This window comes from Corynebacterium sp. (assembly GCF_052107835.1).
Lineage (GTDB): Bacteria > Actinomycetota > Actinomycetes > Mycobacteriales > Mycobacteriaceae > Corynebacterium.
The window spans coordinates 33,289-42,307 of the sequence record NZ_JBQEDF010000024.1 but is presented as its reverse complement, the minus strand read 5'-3'; the positions used below and the strand labels follow the sequence as shown (position 1 = coordinate 42,307).

Below are 9,019 nucleotides of genomic sequence, written 5' to 3'. Positions count from 1 at the left end.
TTAGAATCTGAAAAGATGACAATTTGTGAAAGAAACAACAACACGACACACCCCCACAGTGGGGGTGCACCGGGTTACGGGTCAGGCCTAGGAGTCCTCCGGGGCCAGCACGATGTCGAACCGTGCACGGGACCAGGTCTGGTCCCCGATGTCACGTCCGTCCGGGGTGGGGGTGTCTGTGGACTGTTCCTCGAAGTTCTTGATGAGGGACTTCTTGACCCCGAACACGGTGTCGCACTTCAGGAGGTCGTCGCCTTCGACGAAAATGTGCGTCACCAGGCGTCGGAGGTGCGGCGCCGTAACCATGAAGTGCAGGTGCGCCGCCCGCATCGGAGACCTGCCGGTGGCCTCGAGCAGCTTGCCGACAGGGCCGTCATGGGGGATCGGGTACGGGGTTGGGGTGAGACCCCAGAACCGGTAGTCCCCGTTCTCGTCGCTGTAGAGGTGGGCACGGCCACTGATGCGCTCATCTGTGTACTGGACGTCATAGAAGCCGTCCTCGTCCGCTTCCCACACCTCGATCCTGGCGTGGGGGACGGGATTTCCGTTGGTGTCCCTGACCGACCCCTCGACCCAGCATGGCTGGCCGACGGCCGGCCCCGCGATGTCGCCACCATTGGGGATCTCGGGGGAGTCCTCGACGAAGAACGGGCCGAACACGGTGGCCTCCGAGGCGTTCTCGTAGGCCTCGTTGTCGATGTTGATGGTCTGCATGGATGCGCCCAGGACATCGGAGAGGAGGATGAACTCCTGGCGGCGGTCATCCGTTATGTGTCCGACTGCGGTGAGGAACTCTATGGCGGCACCCCATTCCTCCTCGGTGAGACGTACGTCCCTCTGGAAGGCGTGGAGGTGGGACACCAGTGACTGCATGACCTCACGGAGGCGGGGGTTCTCGCATTCGTCGAAGGAACGGAGGACATTGCTGGTGAGCTTGTCCTCGACGGCCTTCTGTGCTTCGGTGACGGTCATTTCCTTCTGATCCATCGTGTTCTCCTTGGTGCTCACAGGTGGTCTCGTCTGTCTGTCAGTTGCTCGGTACCGGGTTCTCGGAAGGGGTCTCTCCAGCCCATGCGCGGATGAGCAGTCCCCGGACGTCCTCGTACGTCACGTTGCGTGGATTGCCGTAGGGCCTGCTGGTGACCTCCTCGGCAATGCGGTCCACGTCCTTCTGCTCCATTCCCAGCTCGGACAGTGACCTCGGGGCGCCGAGGTCGCCGGCGAGGTCCCACAGGGCGCGGGCAGGGTCGTCGGCTCCACCGAGGGCCCGGCCGAGCGCGCTGACCGTGTCCGGTACGGCCGGTTGGTTGAAGGCGAGGGCGTGGGGGAGGATCACGGTGTGAGTCGGTGCGTGGGGGAGATTGAGGCTTCCTCCCAGCGCATGACAGAGTTTGTGGTGCAGTGACATGGTGGTTGCACCGAGGCAGGCCCCGCACAGCCAGGAGCCGTACAGGGCTTCACTCCGGGCGTCGGTGTCTCCGGGGGAATCGACGATGGAAGGGAGCGCGGAGGTCAGCGCGCGAACCCCTTCCTCGGCCATCAGGGAGATGATGGGCGAGGCATCGGGGGCGTAGAGCGCCTCGACTGCGTGGGAGATCGCGTTTATCCCGCTGGTCACGGACATCGTCACCGGGAGGGTCGTCGAGAATTGCGGGTCGTAGACCACGCTTCGTGGAAGAACGACCGGGTCGCGACCAGTCTCCTTGCGGCCGTCGGTGGTCAAACCCCATACCGGGGTCATCTCGGAGCCGGCGTACGTTGTGGGGATTGCCACGATGGGGAGCCCGTGCTTGAGGGCGATGGCCTTGCCGAGCCCGATCGCCGAACCGCCACCGACGGTGACGCAGCCGTCGGCACCGAGTTTCTCCGCATTGTCGCTGGCCTCCTGTGCGACCTCGCTGGGCACGTGCATGACGGCGGAAGCCAGGACGCCCACGCATTTGTCGCCCAGGGCGTCGGCGACCTTCTGTCCGGTGTGCTCCTGCTCAGGGGAGCACAGGACGACCACCTTCCGGAGCCCGATCTGTTCGAGTTCCTCGGGGAGCGCGCTGAGGGCGTCCGTTCCGAACCGAACCCTCATGGGTAGTGCTTCGTAGAGGAAGTTGCGTGGCATGTGGTTGGCTCCTTCGTTGTACGCCGGGGGTGGAGATTCCTTGTTGGCAGTGTTCCCATTCATCGGACACTGTGTCCACAAGGTACTATGTGTTTGTACCGCAATGTGTTCTGCATTACAAGCCGCTTCCAGGCGGATGGGGCTCACATAGAGGCACAACAGGCTGATCTTCCCGACTGGGGAAGGCAGAGTTGCACTGTGCAGTACTGAGATGACGAGGAAAGAAGGTGAGGCAGTCGATGGGCACGATTCAGCTGCTCAACAAAGCCACCCTGCTGATCGACTATCTGGCTCGGGCGGGGGCGGGTACCCCCGCGGAGATTGCGAAGGAGATAGGTGAGCCCCGTCCGTCGGTGTACCGGTTGACCGCTGCTCTCTCGGACGCCGGGTACGTCCGGTCCGCCAGTGACGGGCAGTTGGAGCTTGGCCCTGTCCTCCTCCGCCTGGGCGATGCGGCCATCTCCGCGGTGGTCGACCGGCAGGCACTTCGCGCGGTACTGCAGAGGGTGGGTGAGCAACTCGGTATGGGGGCGTTCTTCGGTGTGCTCCGTGGTGACCAGGTCATCTGTCTCGACCAGGTAGATGGAACGGATGTGGACCTTCTCTACCTCGTTCCGGGCAAGCCCCTTCCGTCGTCCGGCGGCGCCGCCTCCGATGTCCTGCTGGAGAACGGCCATATGAGCGGTGACGGGTACTCCTATGATGACGGGCGTCTCGGCGTGGGCGTGGCCACCATGGCGGTTCCGGTCGTCACCGGGGACGGGGATGTCGTCGGAACGGTCGCGGTCGCGGGGCTCAGCGGAAATGTCGCGGCGCGTCGGGAGACATCACAGGAGGTGCTGGAGTCCGCGGCAAGGGAGATCTCCAGGATCGTTCCGGGTGATCTCCCTGCCAGGGAGCATGGATCCCGGGACGGTGGCAGTCCCGTGGTCGAACGGAGTTCCTCGGTGGTTGCGAAGGCGAGTGCACTCATGCAGCGGTTGGCGTCCCGTGGCACCGCGACGTCGGCACAGTTGTCTTCCGACCTCGGGGAACCGGTGAGCTCGGTGTACCGGATGCTCGGAACACTGATCGAGGTTGGCTGGGTCGAGCACGCGGGTGCCCGGGGTGGATTCCGGGTCGGTCTCACGATGCTCTCCCTGGCAGAGAAGCTCCTGCGCAGGCTGGATATCCGGAGGGTCGCCGCCCCCATCATGTCCGATATCCATGCAGCAACCGGGGAAACGACCTTCCTGTGTATCCGGCACGGCGGCCGTGCAGTGTGCATTGAACGACTCGACGGCATACGGGTCAACAGCCGGGTGCTCCAACTGGGTAAATCCCTTCCCCTCCACATGGGTGCCGCGCCCCGGGCGCTGCTGGCATTCGGTGGAAAACGGGGCTGGGAGGATTACGCAGCCGGCATTGACGGCAGTGGCGAGTCCTGGCAGGGCGTCGGCTCGCGCGCCGAACTGTTCTCCAGCCTGGAGGATGCCTGTGCCAAAGGGTACGTACTCAGTGATAACGATGTCACCTCCGGTATCGCGGCAGTCGGGGTCCCTGTCTTCGACCATCGAGGGGATGTTGTTGCGTCCCTGTCTGTCAGTGGCCTGCGGGAGGGGATCATGGCGGAAGGGGGTCATGGCGATTCGGACAACGATGAAGGTTCGGTCGTCAGTCTGGTGAGGGAGGGGGGACGTCGGTTGTCGGGGGCCCTGGGGGCACTCGTTGCCCCCTGACCGGGACTCGGGTGCGCAGGTCATATTCAGGTCACCCCGGGTAACTTTGTCGTGTCGGGGATCATAATTTGACCATGAAAGTGTTCCATGTCATTATTGGACATACTGTCCGGTAGGTAAAAATCTGCAGCAGGACACCCGAACTTCTTCACTGTCACCGGATGGCAGCCGTCACTTTTTCAACGCGGGTCCTCGCCCGCAGAACAGGAGCCAGAAGCGTGGAACCGATTGTTGTTGGACTCCTGGGGATCACCCATCCCCACGCCTCCGCACGTGTGCGGGCCCTTCGTGAGATCGAGGGAGTCGAGGTGGTCGCCGCGGCGGACACCGACCCCCGGCTCTCGTACTTCACCGAGAAGTACGACGTCGAACCCCGCACCATCGATGAGATCCTGAACGATGACCGGATTAACGCGGTCATGGTCCACTCGAAGAGCAAGGACATGGTCCCGCATGCCCTGAAGGCGCTTCAGGCGGGAAAATCCGTCGTCGTCGAGAAGCCCGGCGGTGGGACCGTGGAGGACCTGGAGCAGCTGGCGAAGGCTGAGGCGGAGACCGATCCTGCGCAGATCGTCCAGGTCGGGTACAACGTCCGTCTCGCGGAATCAGTCACCCGCACCAAGGAGCTCGTTGAGTCCGGCGTGATCGGCGAGGTCGTCAATGTGTCTGCCCGGGGTGCGGCCCTGGTTGGTGAGCATGTCACCGAACACCTGAACCAGCCTGCAGACATGGGGGGAGTCCTGTGGATCCTCGGTTGCCACATGCTCGATTCCCTCGTCTCCGTGTTCGGTGCGCCGGAATCCGTCAACGCACGGGTCCACAAGCATCCGGCACTGTCGGATGACAAGAGCCGGGAGGATTCAGCCGCGGTCCTGCTGAACTACCCCAACGTGTCCGCGACCTTCAGCTTCGATGGCCACGACAACCTCGAGTGGTTCGAGAGTTCAAGGATCTGGGTCTACGGAACGCACGGGATGATTGAGGCCGGGATTCTTCCGCAGCGCCTCGACGTTTACGTGGATGAAGACCGTCACGGATACTCCGCAGGCTGGACCAGGTGGACCCAGAGTCACTTCACGAAGCCCTTCGCGCGTACCGAGGTCAACAAGTTCTCCGAACTCCCCGAACTCGAGAACATCAGTAACTTCCATGCCGAGATGCGGGGATGGGTCGAGAGCATGCGGAACGGTGCGCCGAACGTCGCCCCGGTGTCGGACGCGCTGACGGTCGCCAGAATCGTGGACGCATGCTACCGCTCCGAGAAGGACCGCGGCGCCGGAATCGACATCTGACCAACTCGCCCCTGAAGGGGCAGGAGAACCTAGTGACACAAGGAGTTACAACGTGACAACAGACCCCCAGCTTCTCGCGACCTGCTGGATCAGCGCGGGCGATGCAGCCCCCGCCCGGGGTGACGAGCGCAGCCCCGTCCCGATCGAGGACCGTATCTCGCTGATCGCCGACACCGGCTGGAGCGGCATCGGCCTGCTGCACGCCGATCTTGTTGCAGCCAGGGACACCATTGGCTACCCGGCGCTGTCCAGGCTGATCCGTGACGCCGGCATCGACACGGTTGAAGTCGAGTTCCTCGAGGGCTGGTGGACGACCGGCCAGGAAAGGGTCGAGGCGGAAGCGAAGAAGGAGGTCCTCTTCGAGGCAGCCAAGGCGCTTGATGCGCGGCACATCAAGGTCGGTGCGGGTTTCAGGGAAGGATCGATTCCGCTCGACACCATGGCCAGGGCGTACTCCGACCTCGCTGTCGAAGCTGAGGGGGAGGGGCTCCGTCTCGCGCTGGAGGCCACCCCCTTCTCCTACCTCGAGAACACGCAGAACGCGATCGAGGTGGTGAGCCGTGCAGACAGCCCGTCGGCCGGCCTGCTCGTCGATATCTTCCACACGGCCAAGAACGGCATCCCCAACGACGAAGTGTGGCGGATGGTGCCGATGGAACGGGTTGCCGCCGTCGAGATCGACGATGGTTTCTTCGAGACCAAGGGCGGTTACTTCCTCGACGGAATCAACAACCGGGCCTACCCGGGTGAGGCGGAGTTCGATACCCGCACGTTCGTCGAGGGTGCCCTCAAGGCCGGATGGGACGGGCCGTGGGGCGTGGAGGTCATCTCCGAGGCCCACCGTCAGCTCCCCGTTCGCGAAGGCCTGGAGAAGGCCCGCGACACTGCCCTGAACTGCTTCCCTAAGTAACACCATCTGCTCTGTCTTCCCTCAACCCCTTCGTTTCGCTGAAAGGACACTGTCCCATGTCCCAAGAACGTCCCCTGCGCCTCGCCCTCTTCGGATCCGGCAGGATCGGCCAGGTCCATGCAACCAACATCGCCGCGAATCCCGGGCTGGAACTCGCGGTCATCGCCGACCCCTTTCCCGAGGGGGCACGGCGGCTTGCGGAGGGAACCGGTGCTGACGTCGTCACCGATCCCGATGAGGTCTTCGCACGCGATGACATCGACGGCATCATCATCGGCTCACCCACCAATACACATGTCGATCTGATCAGGAAGGGCGTTGACCGCGGTCTGGCCGTCCTGTGCGAGAAGCCGATCGACCTGGACATCGACACCGTGCTCGAGTGCAGGAAGGCGATAGCGGGTCGGGATGCATCGGTCATGCTCGGTTTCAACCGACGCTTCGACCCCTCCTTCGCGGCAGTCAACAAGCGGGTGACCGACGGGGAAGTGGGGCAGCTGGAGCAGCTGTCGATCATCAGCAGGGACCCGGCTCCCGCCCCCAGGGGATACATCGAGACCTCGGGCGGGATCTTCCGTGACATGACGATCCATGACCTGGACATGGCACGCTTCTTCGTCCCCGAGATCGTGGAGGTTACCGCGACCGCCTCCAATGTCTTCAGCGACGACATCGCCGAACTCGAGGACCACGACTCGGCAGTCGTGACGCTAAAGGGAAGGCGCGGCGAGATCATCACGATCACGAATTCACGGCATTGCACCTACGGATACGACCAGCGTCTCGAGGCGTTCGGCTCCGAGGCGATGCTGGCCGCCACGAACCTCACACCCACCACGGTGAAGAAGTACACCAGCACCGAAACGGAACAGTCCGACCCCTACATGAACTTCTTCCTCGAACGGTACATGGAGGCCTACGCCGCTGAGCTCGAGGAGTTCGCGACGTCCATCCGCACGGGACGTCCGTGTTCTCCGGGTTTCGATGACGGGGTCATGGCACTCGTTCTGGCCAATGCCGCCGTCGAGTCCGTGGCTACGGGCAGGGCCGTCGCAGTGGACGCCGACATGGTGTCCTGAACAATCCACCACACACAAGGAGGCACACACCATGAAGAAACTCACTCTGGGCCTGGTCGGGGTAGGACGCATCGGAAAGATGCACGCCACCAATCTTCTCGCTGTCAGGGACACAGTCGCTGACCGGGGAATTGAGCTCGACATCGTCCTGTCGGACGCCGTCGCTGACGCGGCACACGCCGTCGCCGGTGAACTGGGGGTGCGTGCCGCGGATTCCGTCGATGCCATGATCGCCGGCGGGATCGATGGCCTGATGATCGCCACGAGTACAGCGACACATCCCGACCTGATCCGTAAGGGGCTCGCGGCCGGGCTGCCGATGTTCTGCGAGAAGCCGGTCTCGTCCAGTGTCCCCGACGCGCTCCCGATCCTCCGGGAGATCGAGGAAGCGAACGGCACGGTCCAGATCGGTCACCAGCGCCGGTTCGATGCAGGCTACAACGAGGCGAAGCGCCGCCTGCAGAGCGGTGAACTCGGTTGGATTCACGGGCTGACGGCCATTTCCGGTGATGCATTTCCGCCGCCGGTGTCCTACTGCGCGACCTCAGGTGGGCTCTTCCGGGATGTCTCGGTCCATGACTTCGACATCATCCGCTGGCTGACCGGCCAGGACGTGGTGGAGGTGTACGCCCGTGGAAGCAACAACGGGGACCCGGAGATCGGCAATGTCGGCGATGTCGACACGTCGGTGGCCGTCCTGACACTCGCGGACGGCACCCTGGCCACTGTGCACGGGACCCGGTACAACGGTGCGGGGCATGACATCCGGCTCGACGTCATGGGGTCCGCAGCGTCGGCGATCGTTGGCCTGGACCAGAAGTCGGCGCTCTCCTCAGCTGAGCAGGGTGTGGATTTCCCCTCCGGAGAGCCGCACCCGACGTTCGCCGAGCGGTTCCTGGATGCGTACACCGCGGAGTTCGTGGCGTTCGTGGAACTGGTTCTGGGGGAGCGGGAGAACCCCTGCACGCCGTTCGACGCGGTTGCTGCCGCCGTGGTGTCGGATGCCGCCCAGCTTTCCCTGGTGACCGGTGAGCGGGTCCAGGTGCCCCCGCTGAGGGCGATCATCGATGGAGAGGTAGCTCCTCTCGAGGTCGTGGAACTGCAGCCGAAGGTGGCGGAGGCCCAATGACGTCGTTGAAGGGACAACGCGTCCTGGTGGTCGGCGGTGCGCGTGACATCGGGCTCGCCGTCGCCAGGGCGGCGGAAGACGCCGGTGCTACGGCGATCATCGGCGCCCGGGATTCAGCCAAGGCTGCCGGGGCGGCAGAGAGCCTGAATGCCGCCGAGTCCGTGTACATCGACATCACAGACGAAGCCAGCATCAAGGAGGCACTGACGCAGGCGGCGCCGGTGGACCACATTGTGGTCACCACCTCGGCGCATCACAATGTCTCCGTCCAGGAACTCGACCACACCAGTACGCAGGCGGCGTTCGAGGCGAAGATCATCGGCCCGCTGATGCTCGCCAAGCACGCGGCAGGAGTTCTCCCGCCGACAGGATCGATCATCCTGTTCTCCGGTTTCGCCGCCTGGAGTCCGGACACCGGGTACTCCATCATGGCCATCACCAACGGCGCGGTGAGCTTCGCTGTCACCCATCTGGCCAAGGAACTCTCACCTGTCCGCGTCAATGCCATATCCCCGGGTGTCATTGATTCCGGGAGCTGGGACTCCATGGGTGACGAGGCGAAACATGATTTCCTGCAGGGTGCGGCCGAGGCGACGTTCGTTGGGCGTTCGGGGACGAACAGCGACATCGCCGAGGGTGCGGTATGGCTGATGGGGGCAGGATTCGTCAGCGGTGAAACCATCCACATCGAGGGCGGGGCACGTCACGCATGACCCACTCGTGTGAAGGGCGTGCGCCGATCAGGATGGCAATCCTGGGCGCCGACCCTGACTTCACC

Annotated in this window: 8 protein-coding genes; 6 read left to right on the top strand and 2 right to left on the bottom strand. The window is 63.8% G+C overall.

Features of this window, described 5'->3' with window-relative positions; all coding sequences use genetic code 11:
• Positions 1–87: 87 nt before the first annotated feature.
• Positions 88–987, bottom strand: a complete 900-nt coding sequence (locus ACTIL2_RS07810; protein ID WP_442336890.1) for a dioxygenase family protein — start codon at positions 985–987, stop codon at positions 88–90.
• Positions 988–1,027: 40 nt separating this feature from the next.
• Entirely contained in the window at positions 1,028–2,113 is a 1,086-nt protein-coding gene (locus tag ACTIL2_RS07805) for a maleylacetate reductase (protein ID WP_442336889.1), read from the bottom strand.
• Positions 2,114–2,352: 239 nt separating this feature from the next.
• On the opposite strand from ACTIL2_RS07805, the gene ACTIL2_RS07800 reads away from it, so the two are divergent.
• From ACTIL2_RS07800 to ACTIL2_RS07775, 6 genes are all read left to right on the top strand, one after another.
• Positions 2,353–3,831, top strand: coding sequence for an IclR family transcriptional regulator (locus ACTIL2_RS07800; protein WP_442336888.1), 1,479 nt, complete (start codon positions 2,353–2,355; stop codon positions 3,829–3,831).
• Between the two features lie 218 nt (positions 3,832–4,049).
• On the top strand, positions 4,050–5,123 hold the full coding sequence (locus ACTIL2_RS07795; protein ID WP_442336887.1) for a Gfo/Idh/MocA family protein: 1,074 nt from the start codon (positions 4,050–4,052) through the stop codon (positions 5,121–5,123).
• A gap of 52 nt (positions 5,124–5,175) precedes the next feature.
• Positions 5,176–6,033 (top strand): sugar phosphate isomerase/epimerase family protein, encoded by an 858-nt coding sequence (locus ACTIL2_RS07790; RefSeq protein WP_442336886.1) that lies wholly within the window; start codon positions 5,176–5,178, stop codon positions 6,031–6,033.
• Between the two features lie 56 nt (positions 6,034–6,089).
• Positions 6,090–7,112 (top strand): inositol 2-dehydrogenase, encoded by a 1,023-nt coding sequence (iolG, locus tag ACTIL2_RS07785; protein ID WP_442336885.1) that lies wholly within the window; start codon positions 6,090–6,092, stop codon positions 7,110–7,112.
• A gap of 31 nt (positions 7,113–7,143) precedes the next feature.
• Positions 7,144–8,241 (top strand): Gfo/Idh/MocA family protein, encoded by a 1,098-nt coding sequence (locus ACTIL2_RS07780; protein ID WP_442336884.1) that lies wholly within the window; start codon positions 7,144–7,146, stop codon positions 8,239–8,241.
• Positions 8,238–8,954, top strand: a complete 717-nt coding sequence (locus ACTIL2_RS07775) for an SDR family oxidoreductase (RefSeq protein WP_442336883.1) — start codon at positions 8,238–8,240, stop codon at positions 8,952–8,954. The genes ACTIL2_RS07780 and ACTIL2_RS07775 overlap by 4 nt, the downstream gene beginning before the upstream one ends.
• Positions 8,955–9,019 lie beyond the last annotated feature (65 nt).

Bases quoted from the DNA above. Each gene is read 5' to 3' on its own strand.
- ACTIL2_RS07775 (WP_442336883.1), top strand. From the start codon at position 8,238: ATGACGTCGTTGAAGGGACAACGCGTCCTGGTGGTCGGCGGTGCGCGT.
- ACTIL2_RS07805 (WP_442336889.1), bottom strand. From the start codon at position 2,113: ATGCCACGCAACTTCCTCTACGAAGCACTACCCATGAGGGTTCGGTTC.
- iolG (WP_442336885.1), top strand. From the start codon at position 6,090: ATGTCCCAAGAACGTCCCCTGCGCCTCGCCCTCTTCGGATCCGGCAGG.
- ACTIL2_RS07780 (WP_442336884.1), top strand. From the start codon at position 7,144: ATGAAGAAACTCACTCTGGGCCTGGTCGGGGTAGGACGCATCGGAAAG.
- ACTIL2_RS07800 (WP_442336888.1), top strand. From the start codon at position 2,353: ATGGGCACGATTCAGCTGCTCAACAAAGCCACCCTGCTGATCGACTAT.
- ACTIL2_RS07810 (WP_442336890.1), bottom strand. From the start codon at position 987: ATGGATCAGAAGGAAATGACCGTCACCGAAGCACAGAAGGCCGTCGAG.